The sequence below is a fragment of the Microbacterium sp. MTN4-26 genome (assembly GCF_042846595.1).
Lineage (GTDB): Bacteria > Actinomycetota > Actinomycetes > Actinomycetales > Microbacteriaceae > Microbacterium > Microbacterium luteum.
The window spans coordinates 78,351-97,414 of sequence record NZ_BTGO01000001.1 but is presented as its reverse complement, the minus strand read 5'-3'; the positions used below and the strand labels follow the sequence as shown (position 1 = coordinate 97,414).

General features: G+C 69.1%; 21 protein-coding genes and 2 tRNA genes. 8 read left to right on the top strand and 15 right to left on the bottom strand.

Annotation, left to right across the window (positions count from 1 at the left end):
• Nucleotides 1–7: 7 nt before the first annotated feature.
• The 4 genes from ACGG9C_RS00520 to ssb are packed head-to-tail and all read right to left on the bottom strand — an operon-like array spanning nt 8 to nt 3,325.
• Nucleotides 8–496, bottom strand: a complete 489-nt coding sequence (locus tag ACGG9C_RS00520) for a thioesterase family protein (protein WP_286720686.1) — start codon at nt 494–496, stop codon at nt 8–10.
• The gene (gene ettA / locus ACGG9C_RS00515; RefSeq protein WP_071043287.1) at nt 489–2,168 is read right to left on the bottom strand and encodes an energy-dependent translational throttle protein EttA; all 1,680 of its coding nucleotides are present in this window, start codon (nt 2,166–2,168) and stop codon (nt 489–491) included. Before ettA ends, ACGG9C_RS00520 begins: the two co-directional genes overlap by 8 nt.
• Before the next feature lie 56 nt (nt 2,169–2,224).
• Nucleotides 2,225–2,767, bottom strand: a complete 543-nt coding sequence (locus tag ACGG9C_RS00510) for a DUF6993 domain-containing protein (RefSeq protein WP_390178079.1) — start codon at nt 2,765–2,767, stop codon at nt 2,225–2,227.
• A 36-nt stretch (nt 2,768–2,803) separates the two neighbouring features.
• Entirely contained in the window at nt 2,804–3,325 is a 522-nt protein-coding gene (ssb, locus tag ACGG9C_RS00505; RefSeq protein WP_071043286.1) for a single-stranded DNA-binding protein, read from the bottom strand.
• Between the two features lie 225 nt (nt 3,326–3,550).
• On the opposite strand from ssb, the gene ACGG9C_RS00500 reads away from it, so the two are divergent.
• On the top strand, nt 3,551–3,802 hold the full coding sequence (locus tag ACGG9C_RS00500) for a hypothetical protein (RefSeq protein ID WP_390178078.1): 252 nt from the start codon (nt 3,551–3,553) through the stop codon (nt 3,800–3,802).
• Nucleotides 3,803–3,820: 18 nt separating this feature from the next.
• Here ACGG9C_RS00500 and ACGG9C_RS00495 read toward each other — a convergent pair whose 3' ends face one another.
• Nucleotides 3,821–5,248, bottom strand: coding sequence for a PLP-dependent aminotransferase family protein (locus ACGG9C_RS00495; RefSeq protein ID WP_071043282.1), 1,428 nt, complete (start codon nt 5,246–5,248; stop codon nt 3,821–3,823).
• A gap of 61 nt (nt 5,249–5,309) precedes the next feature.
• Here ACGG9C_RS00495 and ACGG9C_RS00490 point away from each other — a divergent pair, with 61 nt between their 5' ends.
• Complete coding sequence (locus ACGG9C_RS00490) at nt 5,310–5,930, top strand: YitT family protein (RefSeq protein WP_390178077.1); 621 nt, start codon at nt 5,310–5,312, stop codon at nt 5,928–5,930.
• Here ACGG9C_RS00490 and ACGG9C_RS00485 read toward each other — a convergent pair.
• Both ACGG9C_RS00485 and ACGG9C_RS00480 read right to left on the bottom strand, forming a co-directional pair.
• Nucleotides 5,890–6,102: a methyltransferase gene (locus ACGG9C_RS00485; protein WP_071043278.1), complete on the bottom strand. Its 213-nt coding sequence runs from the start codon at nt 6,100–6,102 to the stop codon at nt 5,890–5,892. The genes ACGG9C_RS00490 and ACGG9C_RS00485 overlap by 41 nt on opposite strands.
• A gap of 77 nt (nt 6,103–6,179) precedes the next feature.
• Nucleotides 6,180–6,252 (bottom strand) — tRNA-Arg (locus ACGG9C_RS00480).
• 62 nt (nt 6,253–6,314) lie between these two features.
• Between ACGG9C_RS00480 and orn the strand changes: the two genes are divergently transcribed.
• The 5 genes from orn (at nt 6,315) to ACGG9C_RS00455 (ending at nt 8,165) form a co-directional block, all read left to right on the top strand.
• A complete protein-coding gene (gene orn, locus ACGG9C_RS00475; RefSeq protein WP_286720694.1) occupies nt 6,315–6,938 on the top strand; it encodes an oligoribonuclease in 624 nt (207 codons plus the stop codon).
• A gap of 37 nt (nt 6,939–6,975) precedes the next feature.
• Nucleotides 6,976–7,051: transfer RNA gene (locus ACGG9C_RS00470), tRNA-His, on the top strand.
• Entirely contained in the window at nt 7,052–7,402 is a 351-nt protein-coding gene (locus ACGG9C_RS00465; RefSeq protein WP_071043274.1) for a metallopeptidase family protein, read from the top strand. It abuts the tRNA gene before it with no gap.
• A complete protein-coding gene (gene clpS, locus ACGG9C_RS00460) occupies nt 7,399–7,695 on the top strand; it encodes an ATP-dependent Clp protease adapter ClpS (RefSeq protein ID WP_194385150.1) in 297 nt (98 codons plus the stop codon). The genes ACGG9C_RS00465 and clpS overlap by 4 nt, the downstream gene beginning before the upstream one ends.
• Complete coding sequence (locus ACGG9C_RS00455) at nt 7,692–8,165, top strand: DUF2017 family protein (RefSeq protein ID WP_194385149.1); 474 nt, start codon at nt 7,692–7,694, stop codon at nt 8,163–8,165. Before clpS ends, ACGG9C_RS00455 begins: the two co-directional genes overlap by 4 nt.
• A gap of 32 nt (nt 8,166–8,197) precedes the next feature.
• Here ACGG9C_RS00455 and ACGG9C_RS00450 read toward each other — a convergent pair whose 3' ends face one another.
• The 6 genes from ACGG9C_RS00450 to gatC form a co-directional block, all read right to left on the bottom strand.
• Nucleotides 8,198–8,791 carry a hypothetical protein gene (locus ACGG9C_RS00450; protein WP_228481015.1) on the bottom strand — a complete coding sequence of 198 codons (594 nt, stop codon included), beginning with the start codon at nt 8,789–8,791 and terminating at the stop codon, nt 8,198–8,200.
• Entirely contained in the window at nt 8,766–9,086 is a 321-nt protein-coding gene (locus ACGG9C_RS00445; protein WP_071043395.1) for a hypothetical protein, read from the bottom strand. The genes ACGG9C_RS00450 and ACGG9C_RS00445 overlap by 26 nt, the downstream gene beginning before the upstream one ends.
• Before the next feature lie 44 nt (nt 9,087–9,130).
• Nucleotides 9,131–10,396: a DNA polymerase IV gene (gene dinB, locus ACGG9C_RS00440; protein WP_194385147.1), complete on the bottom strand. Its 1,266-nt coding sequence runs from the start codon at nt 10,394–10,396 to the stop codon at nt 9,131–9,133.
• A gap of 66 nt (nt 10,397–10,462) precedes the next feature.
• Nucleotides 10,463–11,992 carry an Asp-tRNA(Asn)/Glu-tRNA(Gln) amidotransferase subunit GatB gene (gene gatB / locus ACGG9C_RS00435; RefSeq protein WP_390178076.1) on the bottom strand — a complete coding sequence of 510 codons (1,530 nt, stop codon included), beginning with the start codon at nt 11,990–11,992 and terminating at the stop codon, nt 10,463–10,465.
• The gene (gatA, locus tag ACGG9C_RS00430; RefSeq protein ID WP_071043264.1) at nt 11,992–13,506 is read right to left on the bottom strand and encodes an Asp-tRNA(Asn)/Glu-tRNA(Gln) amidotransferase subunit GatA; all 1,515 of its coding nucleotides are present in this window, start codon (nt 13,504–13,506) and stop codon (nt 11,992–11,994) included. Before gatA ends, gatB begins: the two co-directional genes overlap by 1 nt.
• A gap of 11 nt (nt 13,507–13,517) precedes the next feature.
• On the bottom strand, nt 13,518–13,817 hold the full coding sequence (gatC, locus tag ACGG9C_RS00425) for an Asp-tRNA(Asn)/Glu-tRNA(Gln) amidotransferase subunit GatC (protein ID WP_071043262.1): 300 nt from the start codon (nt 13,815–13,817) through the stop codon (nt 13,518–13,520).
• A gap of 64 nt (nt 13,818–13,881) precedes the next feature.
• On the opposite strand from gatC, the gene ACGG9C_RS00420 reads away from it, so the two are divergent.
• Nucleotides 13,882–15,579, top strand: a complete 1,698-nt coding sequence (locus ACGG9C_RS00420; RefSeq protein ID WP_286720701.1) for a long-chain-fatty-acid--CoA ligase — start codon at nt 13,882–13,884, stop codon at nt 15,577–15,579.
• Between the two features lie 33 nt (nt 15,580–15,612).
• Here the strand turns inward: ACGG9C_RS00420 and ligA are convergent, their stop codons facing one another.
• The gene (gene ligA, locus ACGG9C_RS00415) at nt 15,613–17,871 is read right to left on the bottom strand and encodes an NAD-dependent DNA ligase LigA (RefSeq protein WP_071043259.1); all 2,259 of its coding nucleotides are present in this window, start codon (nt 17,869–17,871) and stop codon (nt 15,613–15,615) included.
• 67 nt (nt 17,872–17,938) lie between these two features.
• Entirely contained in the window at nt 17,939–19,036 is a 1,098-nt protein-coding gene (gene mnmA, locus ACGG9C_RS00410) for a tRNA 2-thiouridine(34) synthase MnmA (RefSeq protein WP_390178075.1), read from the bottom strand.
• Nucleotides 19,037–19,064 lie beyond the last annotated feature (28 nt).

Here is a 19,064-nt window from a genome sequence, read left to right as displayed (position 1 = left end):
GCGGGACTCAGCGCCGGTGGCCGAAGCTGATCGGATCACCCAGGAACGGCTCCCACGCGGACCTCTCGTCCGTCGAGAGCCGCATCGGACGGCCGGATGCGGCGTCCACCTTCACGACGACAGTCGTGGCCCGTGCGAACACCTGCGGCTCGGGGTCGGTGATCGGCCCGCACACCTCGTAGCAGACATCGATGCTCGACCCGCCGAGTCTCCCGAACCAGATCTGCACATCCAGCGGCTCGCGTCGGTAGGGCACCGGCGCGAGATACTCGATCTCCTGTCGGGCGATGAGCGTGAGCACGCCGCTGTGCAGCCCGGAATCGAGCACGGCCGTCGACGGCGCGGTCTCGCCGGCATGCGGCAGCCAGAAGGCACGCACGCGCGCCTCTTCGAGGAGCTTCAGCATCGTCGCGTTGTTGACGTGATTGAACGCGTCGAGGTCGCCCCACCGTAGATGGATGGGGATGTGGAGCCGACCGCCGCCGGTCTCAGTCACGCGTGAGCTTGCGATACGTCGAGCTCGCCCGGTTGAGGGCGTCGGGCCCGAGACGCTCGAGCTTGTTCTGCTCGTAGGCCTCGAAGTTGCCCTCGAACCAGTACCACCGGTCGGGATCCTCATCGGTGCCCTCGTAGGCGAGGATGTGGGTGGCGATGCGGTCGAGGAACCACCGGTCGTGCGTGATGACCACGGCGCATCCCGGGAACTCCAGGAGCGCGTTCTCGAGCGAGCCGAGGGTCTCCACGTCGAGGTCGTTGGTGGGCTCGTCGAGCAGCAACAGGTTCCCACCCTCCTTGAGCGTGAGCGCGAGGTTCAGTCGGTTGCGCTCACCTCCGGAGAGGACGCCCGCCTTCTTCTGCTGGTCCGGCCCCTTGAATCCGAACTTCGACACGTAGGCACGAGAGGGGATCTCGGTCTTGCCCACGGTGATGATGTCCAGGCCGTCCGAGACGACCTCCCACAGCGACTTGTTCGGGTCGATGTTCGAGCGCGTCTGATCGACGTAACTGATCTTGACGGTCTCACCGACCTTCAGATCCCCGCCGTCGAGCGATTCCAGGCCGACGATCGTCTTGAACAGCGTGGTCTTGCCGACACCGTTGGGACCGATGACGCCGACGATGCCGTTCGGCGGCAGGCTGAAGGTGAGACCGTCGATGAGCGAACGACCGTCGAAGCCCTTCTGCAGCTTCTTCGCCTCGATCACGATGTTGCCGAGGCGAGGTCCCGGCGGAATCTGGATCTCCTCGAAGTCGAGCTTGCGGGTGCGCTCAGCCTCGGCCGCCATCTCCTCGTAGCGAGCCAGACGCGCCTTCGACTTGGCCTGACGGCCCTTGGTGTTCGAGCGGACCCAGTCGAGTTCCTCGGAAAGGCGTTTGGCGAGCTTCGCGTCCTTCTTGCCCTGGATCTCGAGGCGTTCGCGCTTCTTCTCGAGGTAGGTCGAGTAATTGCCCTCGTACGGATAGAGACGCCCGCGGTCGACCTCCGCGATCCACTCTGCGACGTTGTCGAGGAAGTACCGGTCGTGGGTGATCGCGATCACCGCACCGGCGTACTTCTGCAGGTGCTGCTCGAGCCACAGCACACTCTCCGCGTCGAGGTGGTTGGTGGGCTCGTCCAGCAGGAGCAGATCGGGCTTCTGAAGCAGGAGCTTGGTCAGGGCGACACGACGCTTCTCGCCTCCGGAGAGGTGCGAGATCTCGGCGTCGCCGGGCGGTGTGCGGAGGGCGCTCATGGCCTGTTCCAGCTGCGAGTCGAGATCCCACGCGTCGGCCGCGTCGATCTCCTCCTGCAACTGGCCCATCTCCGCCAGCAGTGCGTCGAAGTCGGCGTCGGGGTCGCTCATCAGCGCCGAGATCTCGTTGAAGCGGTCGAGCTTGGCCTTGATGGCGACGCCCTCCTGGATGTTCTCCAGCACGGTCTTGGTCTCGTCGAGCTCCGGCTCCTGCATGAGGATGCCGACGGTGAAGCCCGGGCTGAGCTTCGCCTCGCCGTTCGACGGCTGGTCGAGGCCGGCCATGATCTTCAGGATCGTCGACTTGCCGGCGCCGTTGGGGCCCACCATGCCGATCTTCGCACCGGGGATGAACGACATCGTGACGTCGTCAAGGATCAACTTCTCGCCCACGGCCTTGCGCGCGCGGACCATCTGATAGATGTACTCAGCCATAGCCGCTCCAGTCTATGCGGGTCCGCGAACCGCTTGCGCGCCGTAGCGGGACCTGCTCACCAGTCGATCGGACGCGTTGCACCGACCAGGCATCCCCCGTCGGGAAGCGCATCGACGACGACCGTGAACGGATCTCCCGTCGCCGGACCGACCTGTCCCACGAGGCATTCCTCGCCCCACGCGACCGAGAACTGGATGCTCTCAGCGGGGTTGCCGACCGTGGAGGTGTCCTCGGTGACCTGCATCGCGGACTTGTCGAAACCGGCGGCGGTGAGTGCGTCGATGTACGTCCTGCCGGCGACGGCACTCTCGCCCCCGGCCGCCCACACCTCTTCGACCACGAGGGTGAAGAACTCCAGGTTCTCCGCGGCGGTGCCCTCCGGACGGAGCGCCGGCTCCGCCGGTTCGGTGGGCGTCGGGGTCACCTCGATGGACACGGTCGGCGTCGCCGTCGGGCCCGGGTCCTCCGCGAGAGCGGTGCACCCGGTGAGCGCGACGACGCCGAACACCGCGAGTGCGGCGAGCGGGGTCCTGGCCGCGCCTCGCGTGGGCGTCACGGGCGGATGCAGGCGGCGGGAATCTCGCAGGCGCGGGGACACCCTGCCGAGTCTACGTGCGCCATGCTGCGCGCCCGGTCAGAACGGCGTGGCCTCCGCCTCGGGGGCCGGCGCACCCCAGTCCCCCGCCGCGCCGGTCGCCGGAGAGGCCGCGAGCGCTCCGTTCTCGGAGGAATCGCTCCCGCCCGGTGTCGCCGTCGTCCAGGTGTCCGATGCCTCGGAAGGTGTTCGCTCCGAAGTCGACCGCTCCTGGGGGCGGAACGACGTGACGCCGTAGCGGAGGTCGGGTCCGATCGCGTCGGCGTCGACCTCCGGCGACGTCCGCCATCCGTGCTCGGACTGCCACGAGCGCAGTCGCAGGCGCCCCGTCACGACGACCCTGCTCCCCTTCGTCAGCGACTGCGCCACGTGCTGGCCGAACTCCCGATACGCGGAGACCGTGTAGTAATTTGCGTCGACGTCGACGAAGCGACCGGCGCCGGTGTCGAACTTCCGCCTGCTCGAGGCGAGCCGGAAGCTGGTCACGGGCGTGCCGTCCGGGAGGTGCTTCGTCTCGGGTGGCGTGGCGAGGTTGCCCACCACGGTGATGGTGTCGTTCATGTCTCCTCCTCAGCGTGCGCGGGGGACTTCCCCACGATGTGAGCCGGCGGCCGCGTGCCCGACGACCGCCGGCACGACCAGCTTCACCGGCGCCGACGAGACGACGACCGTCCACCGGCTTCGCCGTGGACAGAGCACGGCGAGGCATCACCTGTGCAGGAAGGGTGAGCCCCCGATCGCGATGTCGGAGGTCGAAGCTACGTTCGAACTCGAGAGGAGAGAATCATGATCGTCCTGACCGACACCATCGCGCCGCACCTCACGCGACCCACCCCGCTGCGACTGCACCCGGCATCTTTCGGCCTGTGGCGTGTGCTCGACGCGCGGGGCAGGATCGTCGGTCACCTCGAGCGCGTCGGAGACGACACGCTCGAGCGCTGGCGCGCACGTCGTCTCAACCCGCTGCGTCGAGAGTTCCAGAACCTGGGAGATTTCTGGTCACCCGACGACGCTCTCGAGTGCATCCGCTACACATGACGAGGCCGCGTGCGGGCCTCACACGACGGTCGCGAGAGCGTCCACGCCGGCGTCCGGAGCGAGCCGCCGCACCTGCGGCCAGCGCTCCGCGAGAATGTCGACCGCACGCACCAGGGCGTCGGGCGCACTCGTGAACGGGACCCGAAGGTGGCGGTCATGGCCACCCTCGATCGAGAAGCGCGGCCCCGCCGAGAGCAGAAGGCCCCGTGATCGCACATCCATCACCAAGGCGGAGCTCAGCGGCGCATCCAGCCCGACCCACAACGAGACGCCTCCGCGCACCTCCGGCACGGCCCATTCGGGAAGCCGTTCGCGCAGCGCCGCCGTCACGGCATCGCGACCTTCCCCCAGCACGTGCGCCCGCTGGGTGACGATCTCGTCCAGGCGAGCGACGAGACGTCGAGCGATGTCCTGCTCCAGCTCCGGGGTGCCGAGGTCGCCCTCCGGCCGTGCCGCGACGAGTCGGCGCAGCAGCCCCACCTCGCCCCGGATCCATCCGACGCGCAAGCCGCCCCAGACGGTCTTGCCGACCGAGCCGATGCGCACGACGTGCGCGGGATCAGCGGCGCGGAAAGATCGCACGCCGGAACGGGGTTCCTCGATCCCGAGGTCCGCCGTCGTCTCGTCCACGATGAGGGTGGTGCCCGCTCGCTCGGCCTCGCGAAGGAAGACGGCCCGCTCCTCGTCGGACATCGACCGCCCGGTCGGGTTCTGGAAGTCGGGCATGAGGTAAGCGAGCATCGGCAGAGTGCGCCCGAAGGCCTGGGTCGCGCGATCGAGATCCCAGCCGTCGGACGTGGTCACCGGAACGCCGACCAATCGGGCTCCGGCGCGTCGGAAGGCGTCCGCGGCGTGCGGATACGTGGGAGTCTCCAGCAACACGCGGTCACCGCGCGTCACGAGCGTGCGCGCCAGAAGATGGATGGCGCTCTGCGCGCCGTTCGTGATCAGCACCTGCTCGGGATCGGTCGGCAGGCCGCGCTCGGAGTAGCGAGCCGCGATCCCGGCGCGCAGGCGCTCGTCGCCGACCATGTCGTAGCCGGATCGTCCGACAAGAGAGGCTGCGTCGGCCGCCGCCTCGGCGATCACCCCCGACAGCCCCGGCCACGCGGGCGGACTCGCCTGCTGCAGGTCGATCGCGCCCTCGTCGCCTCGAGTGTGGCCGGGGTCGTGTCGCCGGAGCGGCAAGGTGATCGAGCCGGATCCGCGCACGCTCGTGATGTGTCCGGACTCCCGCAGACTGCGGTACGCCGCCGCCACCGTGCTGCGGCTGAGGCCGAGCGCGTGTGCGAGCTCGCGCTCAGCCGGCAGTGCGGTTCGCGGAGCGATCCGGTTGTCCATGCACAAGAGCCGCACCCCGTCGGCCAGCGCTTCGTAGGCGGGCTCGCGCGACCGCCAGCCGCCGAGCGCAGATGACAGGGAACGTGCCGAGATCTTCGCATCCACGAAGCCACCCCTATCACATTGGCCCGTTTACCTCGAGCCAATCGAGGTATTGGATTGAGACATGACACGTCGCCTCGTGCAGCTCGTGGTGGGGCTGCTGCTTTACGGAGCCGGGTGCGCCCTGACCGTGCGGGCGGGCCTCGGCGTGGACCCGTGGACCGTCCTCGCCGAAGGTGTCTCCGGTCACATCGGCATCGGTGTCGGGTGGACGACGAATCTCATCGGACTCGGCGTGCTCCTGCTGTGGCTACCGCTTCGACAGCGACCCGGCGCCGGTACCGTGGCCAACATCGTTCTCGTCGGCACCTCCATGCAGGTCGTCCTCGACGTCCTGCCTCCGGCGGAGGGCACCCTGGGGCAGGTCGCCGCGTGCCTCGGCGGGATCGTGGTGGTCGCCGCCGCCTCCGGCCTCTACATCGGAGCGAACTTCGGTCCCGGTCCGCGCGACGGTCTCATGACCGGAATCCACCGACGGTGGAGGTGGCCCATCTGGCTGGCACGCGGCAGCGTCGAAGTCACGGTGCTTGCCGCCGGGTGGATGCTCGGCGGCACCGTGGGTGTGGGCACCGTGCTGTTCGCGGTGTTGATCGGTCCGCTCGTCCACGTCGCGCTACCGCTGACGGAGACCCGACGACGCGGCGTCAGTGTTCGCGGAACTGCGGCCAGTCCGACCCCGGCTTGAGATGGGCGTGCAGTGCGCTCTTCGCGACGTCCATCGTCGGGTAGGTGCCGATCGCCTCGTCTGCGCCGGCCATCGTGACGGTGTAGCCCGCGTCGTCCCGGCGAATGCTTCCCACCACGCCCGCGGGCCCGTAGGCGACCCACAGTCCGTGCATGGTCTCGGTCGTTGCCATGATGAACTCCTTCCGACGCCACCGACGGTACGCCCGTCATACACGGAACGGAAGGGGGTCGCGTGACCGATCAGAAGCGCCCCCGACAGGACTCGAACCTGCAACCACCGGATTAGAAGGCCGATGCTCTATCCATTGAGCTACGAGGGCCCTTCCAGAGTAGCGAACGGTGCGCACGCGGCCGGTGTCGGCGCGATCGATAGGATGAGCCCATGGCCGGGAGCGAGAACGACAGACTCGTATGGATCGACTGCGAGATGACGGGTCTCGACCTTGCGGTCGACGAACTCGTCGAAATCGCCGTCGTGGTGACCGATTTCGAGCTGCGTGTGCTCGACCCGGGATTCCAGGTCGTGATCAAGCCGTCCCAGACCGCGCTGGCCAATATGAACGACTTCGTCACCTCGATGCACGAGTCCTCCGGGCTTCTCGACGAACTCCCCGCAGGCGTCAGCCTCGCGGACGCGCAGGCGCAGACTCTCGCGTACATCCGCCGATTCGCCCCCCTGCCGAGCAAGGCCCCGCTGGCCGGCAACACCATCGGAACGGACCGCATGTTCCTGGCGAAGTACATGCCCGACGTCGACGATCACCTGCACTATCGGAACGTCGACGTTTCCAGCATCAAGGAGCTCTCCCGACGCTGGTATCCCCGCGCATACATTCACGCGCCGGCGAAAGACGGCGGCCATCGCGCGCTCGCCGACATCAAGGAGTCGATCCGCGAACTGGCCTACTACCGCCAGGCGGTCTTCGTGCCGGAGCCCGGCCCGACGAGCGATCACGCACGCACCGCCGCGGCATCCGTCGTGTCGTCGTTCGCTCCGATTATGTGAGAGAATCTTCTGGTTGCCCGCTCGGCGGGAGGACATGGTGGCTATAGCTCAGTTGGTAGAGCACCGCGTTGTGGTCGCGGGGGTCGCGGGTTCAAGTCCCGTTAGCCACCCCAATGCGTGACATGGATGCCGAGACATTCGAGGCGCTCGTCGTGGACGAGCTCGACCGACTGCCCGACGACATGGTCGACGGTCTCGACAATGTCGTGTTCGTGGTGGAGGACCGCCCGGAGGACGGGAGTCTCGATCTGCTCGGCCTCTACGACGGATGGTCGCTGACCGAGCGTGATCGATACGGCATGGGCGAGCTGCCCGATCGCATCATCGTCTACCGCGAGCCCCACCTGGACCGGTGCGCCGACGAGCCGGAGCTGCGCCGCGAGGTGCACACGACGCTCGTTCACGAGATCGCGCACTTCTACGGGATCGACGACGAGAAGCTGCACGAACTGGGGTGGGCATGACGACGACTCCGACACTCCCAGAGATCGAGCAGTCCGTCACCGCTGGCCAGCACTTCGCACGCGTCTGGCAGACCGTGGTCTGGAACGACCCCGTGAATCTGATGAGCTATGTGGTGCACGTGTTCCGCACGTACTTCGGCTATCCGCGGGATCGCGCCGAGCATCTCATGCTCGCCGTGCACCACGACGGACATGCCGTCGTGGCTGAGGGAGCGCGCGAACAGATGGAGCTTCATGCGCAAGCGATGCACGACTACGGACTGTGGGCGACCGTGAGAGAGGCACCGGAATGACCGACGCCAAGACCGTGATCCTCGAGATCACTCCACTCGAGGCGACGCACCTCACCGACCTCGTCACGCAGTTCGACGAGCTGCTTCAGGCGTCACGACCGACGGAGGACCCGGCGGTCGCGCGACTGGTCCCCGATGCGTACACCGACGACCCGCAGGGCTCAGCCGAATTCCGCCGCCTCACCGAGCCGACCCTCCTGGAGCGGCGCAGCGACGACGCCGCGATGGTGGTGGCGTCGTTGGCGCCCCTGCTCGCGGAGGATCCGACCGACCTCGAGCCGGTGGGACTTCCCCTGGATCCGCCCACCGCGGCCGCGTGGGTACGCTGCCTGGCCGCCCTGCGACTCGTGCTCGCCGAGCGCCTCGGGATCCGGACGGAGAGCGACGGCGAGGTCGATGATCCCCGCTTCGGCGTCTACGAATGGCTGGGATTCCGTCTCGACGGCCTGATGACGGCTCTCGACGACTGATATCGCCGAGCGCGGATCACCTCACGGCGTGATCAGGGCACGGGGAACACGTGCGTCGCACGGGACGCCGGCTCGTCTTCGGCGAGGTGGCGGTCCTCCTGCGCCGCCCACCGTTCCCAGTGCGGACGGTAGGTCTCGCCGTCGCGATCGAGCGCGCGGTGCCGACGGGAGGCCGCCGGAGACTCGAGCCAGACGCGGACGTCGCCCAGCGGCGCCGTCCCGGGAGTGAGAAGCCCGGCTCCCTCGACGATGAGCGGCAGCGCCGGGTCGACGGCGTGGGCCGCATCCCACCCGTCGCGCTCCCAATCCCAGCTGCGCCACACGCCGATGACACCGCGAGCATGAGGGATCAGGATCTGCTCTCGCGCGAGCTCGACACCCTCGCGCAGCCCGTCCCATCCGGGATAGAGCGCGTCGAGGGCGACAGCCTGCACGCGACCGCGCATCGGCCAATCCCGTATCAGACGTCGCGCCAGTGAGGACTTTCCTGCCCCGCTGCGACCGTCGATGAGCACGACCGGATTCGCCGCAGCGGTCGCCGCAACGGCATCCCGCACGACGGAGGCCGCACGGGCGAGGGCGAGATCGACCGGGTCGCGACTACTTCTTGAGGATGCGGATGACACGGCTGAGCGAGCGACCCGCGACCCACACGAAGGGGATCGCGACGGCGAGCAGCGACACGATGTTCGGCTCGAAGCGGAGGTCGTCACCGCGGCGGATGTACGCGCCGAGCGGGATCGCGTAGCCACCGCCACCGCCACCACCGTTGCCCGCGTCGTCGCTGCCGCCACCGAATCCCGACCACGACAGGGCGACGGGAACGATGCGGACGCCGTCGACGTCCTGCTGTTCTCCATACGCGCTGTTGACGCCGAAGGCCGCCGACTGCTTGCCGAGTTCGAGTGCGATGTTGGGCATGTCGTCCACGCTACCCGCATCCGAGCCGCGGGGACAGATCCCGATCAGTGTGCGGGCGGGTGGTCGGCCCGCGGATGCGACGGCGCGGCACCACCGGCTCTCGCGGGCCCGAGAAGGGTGGCCCGTGTCACAGCGCCCTTCCCGAACTTCGCCGTCGCGCCGTCGAGCGCGTCTTCGACGCGCCGCCAGTCCTCATCGTCGTCCCAGAGCGCCAGCGCTCCGCTGCCGGACGAACGGAGCTTTTCTCCGCGGACCCCGATCAGGCGCACCGGCAGATCCCGCGCCACCGTCTCGAACAGCTCGATCGCGGTCTCCCCGATCCGCTGACCGACGGACGTCGGCTCAGCGAGAGTCTGCGATCTCGACAGGGTGGTGAAGTCGGACAGACGCACCTTCACCGCGACGACGCCGGCCTCCCACCCGTGCGATCGGAGCCGAGCCGCCACACGATCGGCGAGGCGCCGGAACTCGGAGCGGAGCACGCGCGGGTCGTCGATGTCTTCGCCGAAGGTCTCCTCGTGCCCGACGCTCTTCTCCACCCGCTCCGTCGTGACCTCGCGGGGGTCGATCCCTCGGGAGAGGTGCCACACGCGGTGGGCCATCGCGGAGCCGAGAGCGTGCTCGAGCACCGATGTGGGTGCGTCGAGAACGTCGGCGACGGTGCGCAGTCCGCGCGATTCGAGCGCTTCCGCCGCTTTGGGCCCCACGCCCCACAGCGCGCGTACCGAGCGGGCAGCGAGGAAACGCTGCGTGTCTGCCTCGGCCACGATGAGCAGCCCGTCGGGCTTGCTGATCGTCGACGCCATCTTCGCGACGTGCTTCGTGGCCGCTGCGCCGATGCTGCACGTGAGGCCGGTTTCATCGCGGACCTTCCGCCGCAGCATCCGTGCGATCTCCCCAGGTCTCCCCCAGAGTCGTCGCGCCCCGCGCACGTCGAGGAAGGCCTCGTCGATGGACAGCGGCTCGACAAGGGGCGTGACATCCCGGAAGATGTCCATCACCTGCCGCGACAGGGCGATGTAGCGCTCGAAGTGCGGCGGGACGACGGTCGCCGTCGGGCAGAGGCGCAGCGCCTGCCCCACGGGCATCGCCGAGCGCACGCCGAAGCGCCGGGCCTCGTACGACGCGCTCGAGACGACCCCGCGCCCCTTCGGCGCACCGACGATGATCGGCTTCCCGGCCAGGGAAGGGTCGTCGAGCACCTCCACCGCCGCATAGAACGCGTCCATGTCGACGTGGAGGATTCCCGCCCCCGTGTCATCCGCGCCCGCGGCGGACACGATGCGCCCCGAACCGTCCCCGCGTCCCATGCTTCTATCGTGCTCCCGGCCACCGACACGCCGCCCGCAGCCGACGCCGGTCGGCTGACCGGCTGATCACTGCGCGGCGCGCTCCAGGATGAGCTCCCGCACCCGTGCGGCGTCGGCCTGCCCCCTCATCGCTTTCATGACGGCACCGATGATCGCTCCGGCGGCCTGTACCTTGCCGTCCCGGATCTTCTCGAGCACGTCGGGCTGTGCGGCCAGGGCTTCGTCGATCGCCGCCACGAGCGCGCCGTCGTCGGAGACGACGGCAAGACCACGTGCGTCGACGATCTCCTGCGGTGTGCCCTCGCCGGCGATCATCGCCTCGAGCACCTGCCGTGCGAGCTTGTCGGTGAGGGTGCCGGCCACGACCAGCGCCTGCAGGGCCGCGACATCGGCCGGCGTGACGAGCGCTCCCGGGTCGGCACCCTGCGCGTTCGCGATGCGGCTGATCTCACCCGTCCACCACTTGCGGGCGGCAGCGGGCGCACACCCGGCGGCGACGGTCGCCTCGACCTCCGAGAGCAGTCCGCCGTTGCGGACGTCCTGGAATTCCAGGTCGGTGAACCCCCACGCGGCCTTCAGGCGACGACGATGCGCCGCCGGCGCTTCCGGAAGGGCCGCGCGAATCTTCTCGACCAGGTCGGGCGCCGGCGCGACGGGCAGCAGATCCGGCTCGGGGAAGTAACGATAGTCGTCCGCGTCGGACTTCGGGCGCCCAGGTGACGTGGTGCCGGTGTCCTCGTGCCAGTGGCGGGTCTCCTGCACGATCGCGCCGCCATCGGCCAGGATCGCGGCCTGTCGCTGGATCTCGTAGCGCACGGCGCGCTCGACCGAGCGCATCGAGTTGACGTTCTTCGTCTCGGTTCTGGTGCCCAGCGGCGCCACCGGCTGTCCCGCTGCGGCCCGCGGCCGCAGGGAGACGTTCGCGTCGCAGCGCAGGTTGCCGCGCTCCATCCGCGCTTCCGAGATGCCCAGCGATCGCACGATGTCGCGGATCGTGGCGACGTAGGCCTTCGCGAGATCGGGCGCGCGGTGCTCCGCACCGAAGATCGGCTTGGTGACGATCTCGACCAGCGGAACGCCGGCGCGGTTGTAGTCGACCAGCGAGTATTCCGCCCCCTGGATGCGGCCCGTGGCACCGCCCATGTGGGTGAGCTTTCCGGCGTCCTCCTCCATGTGCGCACGCTCGATGGGGACCTCGACGATCGTTCCGTCCTCGAGCTCCACCTCGACTCTCCCCTCGAAGGCGATGGGTTCGTCGTACTGCGAGATCTGGTAGTTCTTCCCCAGGTCGGGATAGAAGTAGTTCTTGCGTGCGAATCGGCTCGACGGGGCGATGGAGCACCCGAGCGCCAAGCCCAGACTGATCGATGAGCGGATCGCCTGCTCGTTCACCACCGGCAGTGAACCGGGAAGCCCCATGTCCACGGGAGCCACCAGGGTGTTCGGCGCGGCGTCGTGGTTGTCGGGGTGGGCGGGATTGGGCGCACCGGAGAACATCTTGGTGCGGGTGTTCAACTCGACGTGCACCTCGAACCCGAGCACGGGCTCGAAGCGCTCGAGCGCCTCGTCGAAGTCCATCAGCTTGCTGCCGGCCATCAGCGTGCCCCTCCTCGGACAGGTGCGCGGTCCAGAAGCGGACCTCCCCATGAATCGACAAGACGAGCCTCGAGTGCGGCCCCGACACGGTACAGACGGGCGTCCTCGCGAGCGGGCGCGAGGAACTGGATGCCGACGGGCAGGCCGTCCTCCGCCGCGAGGCCGGCCGGAATCGAGATCCCCGGCACGCCGGCGAGGTTCGCCGGGATCGTCGTGACGTCGTTCAGGTACATCTGCATCGGGTCGTCGAGCTTCTCGCCGAGGCGGAACGCCGTGGTGGGCGCGGTCGGGGTGGCGATGACGTCGACTCTCTCGAAGGCGGCGTCGAAGTCGGACTGGATGAGCGTGCGCACCTTCTGCGCCGAGCCGTAGTAGGCGTCGTAGTATCCGGCAGAGAGGGCGTAGGTGCCCAGGATGATCCGCCGCTTGACCTCGTCGCCGAACCCCGCGTCGCGCGTGGCGGCCATGACGTCTTCGACCGTCGCGCCCGCGCGAGGGCTCACGCGCATGCCGAAGCGCACGGAGTCGAACTTCGCGAGATTGCTCGATGCCTCGGCGGGCAGCACGAGATAGTAGGCGGCCACGCCGTATTCGAAGTGAGGAGCGCTGATCTCGACGATATCGGCACCCGCGGCCTCCATCGCCGACAGCGACGCGCGGAATGCCGCGGTCACGCCGGGCTGGAATCCATCCTCCCCGAGCTCGCGGATCACGCCCACCCGCAGACCCCGGAGCACATCGCCGCGCGCGCCCTCTCGGGCGGCTTCGGCGAAGGACGGCCAGGAATCCGTGAGCGACGTGGAGTCGTTCGCGTCATGACCGCCGATGACATCGTGCAGGAGTCCGGCGTCGAGCACCGTTCGGGTGACAGGGCCGACCTGATCCAGGCTCGATGCCAGGGCGATCGCGCCGTATCGGCTCACGGCACCGTAGGTCGGCTTCACCCCGACCGTTCCCGTGACATGCGCCGGCTGCCGGATCGAGCCCCCGGTGTCGGAGCCGAGCGCGAGGGGCGCTTCGTAGGCGGCGACCGCGGCGGCGGAGCCGCCGCCCGACCCGCCGGGGATGCGTTCCAGGTCCCACGGGTTGCGGGTCGGCCCGTAGGCGGAGTGCTCGGTGGACGAGCCCATCGCGAACTCGTCCATGTTCGTCTTGCCGAGCGGAACCAGGCCCGCCGTACGCGAACGCGCGACGACGGTCGCGTCGTACGGCGACATGTACCCCTCGAGGATCTTCGATCCGCTCGTGGAGGGCATGTCCGTGGTCACGAGCACGTCTTTGATCGCCACCGGCACGCCGGCGAGAGCATTGAGGACCTCGCCGGACGCGCGACGACGGTCGATGTCCGCGGCGACGTCGAGTGCATGGTCGCTGACGTGCAGGAAGGCATGGATGTCGCCGTCGACGGCGGCGATGCGATCGAGGTGGGCCTGTGTCGCCTCGACGCTGGAGATCTCGCCGGCAGCGAGGCGGTCGGCGAGCGCGGCGGCGGAGAGGTTGGTGATGTCGGTCACGAATCCGTCCTCTACTGCTCTTCGCCGAGGATCGCGGTCACGCGGAAACGGCCGTCGGCGGCATCCGGAGCGTTCTGGAGCGCCTCGTCGACGGTGAGCGTGTGCCCCACCTCGTCGGCACGGAAGACGTTCAGCAGCGGGATGGGATGGCTCGTGGCGACCACATCCGGTGTCGCCACCTGCGACACCTTCGCGATGTTGTCGACGATCGCATCGAGCTGCCCGGTGAGGCGGTCGACCTCCTCGTCGTCGAGCTGGATCCTGGCGAGCACACCGAGATGGCGCACGAGATCGGGGGTGATTTCAGACACCAGACCATTGTAGGCGGGTGTCTCCGTCCGTCCCGGGGCACGCGACCCGTCTAGGCTGATGCCCGTGTCAGCGACCTACGACCCGCCGCGTCCGTGGATCCACAGCTACGCCGAAGGAGTTCCGGAGGACCTGGCGGAGGTCTCGGGCTCGCTCGTGGACATCGTCGCCGCTTCGGCGCGCACCCACCCCGATGCTCCCGCGCTGGAGTTCTTCGGGCGCACGACGAGCTATCAGGATCTGGAGGTGCAGATCTCTCGAGCCGCCGCCGGGCTGAGGGAGGTCGGGGTGACCGCGGGCGAACCGGTCGCGATCGTCCTTCCCAACTGCCCGCAGCACGTCGTGGCCTTCTACGCGATCCTGCGCCTGGGTGCGGTCGTCGTGGAGCACAATCCGCTCTACACGCCGGTCGAGCTGGAACGCCAGTTCGCCGATCACGGCGCGAAGCACGCCATCGTGTGGTCCAAGGTCGCGGCGACGGTGCAGGCGTTCTCCGACGAGGTACGCGTGGACTCCCTCGTCTCGGTGGATCTCACCACCGCGATGCCCTGGCACACCCGACTGGCGCTGCACCTGCCCATCCGAAAGGCGCGCGAGGGGCGTGAGGCGCTGACGGCACCCACCTCCGGGACCATCGCCTGGGACGACGTCGTCAGCGCCACCGCCTTGGATGCCTCGCATCCGCGACCGGAGACGGACGACCTCGCGCTCATCCAATACACCAGCGGCACGACCGGGTCACCGAAGGGCGCCCGCCTCACGCACCGGAACCTTCTCGCAAACGCGGCGCAGGCCCGAGCATGGGTTCCCACGATCACGCGCGGCGAAGGCTGCGTCGTCTACGCGGTGCTTCCGATGTTCCATGCCTACGGCCTCACGCTCTGCTTGACATTCGCCATGTCGATGGCGGCCCGCCTGGTGCTCTTCCCTCGCTTCGATCCCGACATGGTGCTGTCGGTCACGAAGAAGCGGCCCGCGACGTTCCTCCCTCTCGTGCCGCCGATCGCACGACGCCTGCTCGCCTCGGCCGAGGAGCGGGGAGTGTCGCTGGCGGGAACCGGCATCGCGATCTCCGGCGCCATGGCGCTCTCACACGATCTGGTCGTGCCCTTCGAGGCGGCCACCGGCGGCTATCTGGTCGAGGGGTACGGCCTGTCGGAGTGCTCCCCCGTCCTGATGGCCAACCCGGTCGCCCCCCACCGCGTCCCTGGAACCGTCGGACTCCCCCTCCCCGGCACGGAGTGCCGCGTCGTGGATCCCGAGGATCCCGGCCGCGACATGCCCCCGGGAGAGGCGGGTGAGCTGATCGTGCGCGGACCGCAGGTCTTCGACGGGTACTTCCGCAAGCCGGAGGAGACCGCCGCCGTCTTCGCGGGCGACTGGTTCCGCACCGGGGATATCGTCACGATCGACGATGCCGGGTTCGTCCGGATCGTCGACCGCATCAAGGAGCTCGTGATCACGGGCGGCTTCAACGTCGCTCCGACCGAGGTCGAGAACGCGCTGCGGCGGCATCCGAGCATCGCCGATGCCGCCGTCGTCGGTCTGCCCGATGATCGTGCCGGTGAACAGGTCGTCGCGGCCGTCGTCGCCGCCGCCGGAGCCCGGATCGACCCGGAGGCGATCCGGGCCTTCGCCCGCGAGGAGCTCACGCCCTACAAGGTGCCCAAGCGGGTCGTCGTGGTCGACGAGCTGCCGACATCATTGATCGGCAAGGTGCTGCGGCGGCAGGTGCGCGATCGACTCCTTGCGGACGACGTCTGAGCCGGGCGGCCGTCGCCGGACGGACGTCCGGAGTCAGGCCGGTTCCTCCAGCGCGGAGGGACCTTCGGTGACGAGCAGGTGGAACTGAGCGGCGTCGATCACCCGCACCCCGAGCTGCTCTGCCTTGGCGAGCTTGGACCCCGCGCCGGGACCGGCCGCGACGAAGTCGGTCTTCTTGGACACGCTCGAAGCCGCCTTGCCACCCGCGTTGACGATCGCCTCCTGCGCTCCCTCGCGCGTATAGCCCTCCAGCGTCCCCGTCGCCACCACGGTGACGCCTTCGAGCACGCCCCCCGCGACGGCCGCCGCCCCCGGTCCGGGGTGACCGGGAGTCGCCAATCGCGCGCCGGCCGCGGCCCATCGCTCGACGATGTCGCGATGCCAGTCGACATCGAACCATGCCTGCAGGGAATCCGCGATGATGCCGCCGACGCCGTCGACCGCCGCGAGCTCGTCGCGGGTCGCTGCCCGGATCGCATCGACCGATCCGAACCACTGCGCGAGGGCGCGGGCGGCGACCGGACCCACATGCCGGATGTTGAGCGCAACGAGGAAGCGCCACAGCTCCTTCGACCTCGCGCCGTCGAGATTCGCGAGCAGTGATGTCGCCGCGGCGGAGAGGATGTGCTCTTCGTCGCCGTCGAAATCGCCGCCGTCGTCGAACGCGGGATCTGTGCGTTTGCGACGCCGCCGGAACGGCGACCGTGTATCGGGGGTGCCGTCTTCGAGCAGTCGAGGGAGACCGGTCTCGGCGTCGCGCACGACCACATCGATTCCGAACAGGTCGCGCGGAGTGAGGTCGAACAGGCCCGCCTCGGTGCTCAGCGGGGGTTCCTCGGGGCGCACCGGCTGCGTGAGGGCGGCGGCGGACACCTCGCCCAGTCCTTCGATGTCGAGCGCACCGCGCGACCCGATGTGCTCGACGCGACCGCGCACCTGAGCCGGGCACGACCTGGTGTTCGGGCAGCGCAGGTCGATGTCGCCCTCCTTCGCGGGGGCGAGCGGTGAATCGCACTCCGGGCACCTCGCGGGCATCACGAACGCGCGTTCACCGCCGTCCCGCAGCTCGACGACCGGCCCCAGCACCTCGGGAATGACGTCGCCGGCCTTGCGGAGCACGACGGTGTCGCCGATGAGAACCCCCTTGGCCTTCACGACATCCTGATTGTGGAGGGTCGCCTGACGCACGACCGAGCCGGCGACCTTCGCGGGCTCGAGGACGGCGAAGGGCGTGGCGCGCCCCGTGCGTCCGACCGAGACCACGATGTCGAGCAGCTTGGTGTTCACCTGTTCCGGCGGATACTTGTAGGCGATGGCCCAGCGCGGGGCGCGGCTGGTCGCCCCGAGCTCCTCGTGCATCGCCAGGTCGTCCACCTTGACGACGATGCCGTCGATCTCGTGCTCCACGTCGTGGCGGTGCTCGCCGTAATGACGGATGAATGCGGCGGCCTCGGCCGCGCCGGGGACCACGCGGAAGTACGGGCTGACCGGAAGACCCCACGACGCCAGCAGGCCGTACACCTCGCTCTGGGACGCGACCGGCGGATTCGGCCAGGCCCCGATCCCGTGCACCGTGAGCCGCAGCCGCGACAGCCGCTCATGCATCGCCTGCAGCTGACGCTCGTTCTTGCCCTCGCGCTTCTGGCGCAGCGATCCCGACGCGGCGTTCCGCGGGTTGGCGAACAGGCGGTCGCCCTGCTCCTGCTGGAAAGCGTTCAGCGAGTCGAAGTCGGCGACTGTGAAGAAGACCTCGCCGCGCACCTCGACCAGGGGCGGATGCCCGTCTCCGTGCAGCGCAGACGGGATGCCCGCGATGCCGCGCACGTTCTCCGTCACGTCTTCGCCGACGCGACCGTCTCCACGCGTGGCGGCACTGGTCAGCCTGCCGTGCTCGTAGCGAAGCGACAGCGCGAGGCCGTCGATCTTGAGTTCGCACAGGAACGGCACCACGCGGCCGGCATCGCGCTCCACGCGTGCCGCCCACACCCGGAATTCGTCCTCGCTGAAGACGTTGTCCAGGCTCAGCATGCGCTCGGCGTGCGTGACCGGCGCGAACAGCGTGCCGGAGGCCGCGCCAACGGTGAGCGTCGGGGAATCCTGGCCCTGCAGTTCCGGGTGGAGCCGCTCGAGCTCGTCCAGGCGCTGCATCCAGCCGTCGTAGGTGGCGTCGTCGACGATCTCCGCATCGTCGCCGTAATAGGCGTCGCGCGCGGCGCCGATGCGGTCGGTGAGGTTTCTCACCTCGTCGCGCGCCTGGTCGAGAGTCAGCTCAGCTCGTTCACCTTCAGCCACCCCGTCAGTCTATGGACGCCCGCCGACACGACGGTCGGACGGGGCCGGAGCGGGATCGCGGCCACCCTCATGCGTCGACGGGAACGGCTGATTCCGTCCGGTCGATCGTGAACTGGCCGAGTACGCGCGTGCCGTCGTAGAGCACGGCCGTCTGTCCCGGGGCGACGCCGTCGAACGGCTTCTGCGGCTCGACGGTGATCACGTCGTCCTCGATCCACGCCCGCGCCGGCACCGGCTCCGCGTGAGCGCGGATCTGCACGTGACAGGAGAAGTCCGACTCCGTCGGGGCCGCGCCCGCCCACGAGCGGCGCACGCCCGCGATGCGCGCGCACGCGAGCGCCTCCTTCGGACCGACCACGACCGTGTTCGACACCGGCCTGACCTCGAGCACGAAACGGGGCTTGCCGTCGGCTGCGGGCACGCCGAGTTGAAGACCCCGACGCTGCCCCACGGTGAACGCGTGCGCCCCTTCGTGCGATCCCACGACCGCGCCGGCGCGATCGACGATGTCGCCCTTCTCCGCCCCGACCCTGTCGGCCAGCCACCCTCGGGTGTCACCGTCGGGGATGAAGCAGATGTCATGGCTGTCGGGCTTGCGGGCCACGGTCAGCCCCCGCTCTTCGGCTTCGGCCCGGACGAGCTCCTTCGAGGGCGTGTCGCCCAGGGGGAAGTACGTGTGCGCCAGCTGGTCGGCGGTGAGCACACCGAGCACATACGACTGGTCCTTCGCGGCGTCGGATGCGCGGTGCAGCTCGAGTCCGCCCTCACCCTCGACGAGCGTGGCGTAGTGCCCGGTGCACACCGCGTCGAAGCCGAGCTCGAGAGCGCGCTCGAGGAGAGCGGCGAACTTGATCTTCTCGTTGCAGCGCATGCAGGGGTTGGGCGTTCGACCGGCGCGGTACTCGGCGACGAAGTCATCGATGACGTCATCGCGGAAGCGCTCGGAGAAGTCCCACACGTAGAACGGGATGCCGAGTGAATCCGCGGCGCGACGGGCGTCCATCGCATCCTCGATCGTGCAGCAGCCGCGACTGCCGGCTCGGAGCGTGCCGCCTGCGCGCGACAGCGCCAGATGCACGCCGACGACGTCGTGACCGGCCTCGACCGCCCGGGCGGTCGCCACCGCCGAGTCGACACCGCCACTCATCGCCGCAAGGATCCTCATGCGAACCAGTCTAGGGACGGCGGACTGA